This window comes from Candidatus Protofrankia californiensis, assembly GCF_900634765.1.
Taxonomy (GTDB): Bacteria; Actinomycetota; Actinomycetes; order Frankiales; family Frankiaceae; genus Protofrankia; species Protofrankia californiensis.
The window spans coordinates 4,268-4,743 of record NZ_CAAAFT010000321.1 but is presented as its reverse complement, the minus strand read 5'-3'; the positions used below and the strand labels follow the sequence as shown (position 1 = coordinate 4,743).

1 protein-coding gene is annotated in these 476 nt (G+C 62.6%); it reads right to left on the bottom strand.

Translation table 11 applies throughout. The features are described from left to right. A partial coding sequence (locus tag DD1DGNOD_RS28225; protein WP_131770566.1) for a hypothetical protein occupies positions 1–233 on the bottom strand: 233 nt, incomplete at its 3' end. Positions 234–476: the final 243 nt, after the last annotated feature.

The following is a 476-nucleotide window of genomic DNA, read 5'->3' as shown; positions in this document are numbered from 1 at the left end:
CCCGCCGAGGACCCTTCAGTTCGCCTGAACTCCGGGGAGTTCAGCGGCGCGACCCACATCGGAACGCCAAGACGGAGCCCGAGCGCGAGGACATTCCCGAACCCGAAGAGAAACGTCAACGCGACCACCACGCCGACGATCATGGTCACCAGACGGGCCGAAGGGTCCGGAACCGCCAGGTTTTGGGAACACTTGTTCGACTCGGTAGATGATGTTCCGGTTGGCGCGGTCACGGGGCATCGTCCCTGGTCAGGACTCGGGTAGCGACCGGCCGGACAGCGATTTCAGGGCCAGCAACCAAGATCAAACGGTTCGGATGCTGGTACACATGGTCCACCACGCTCCGCGACGAACCATCCGACCTGCATAAATAGGCTCGATATATCGATGTGAACGGCTCGCGTGGGGACAGCCGGGCAGGTCCACTGGTCGCGCTGGCGGTTCGAGTCCCATCTAGCTCCGGAGCAGTCGACTAC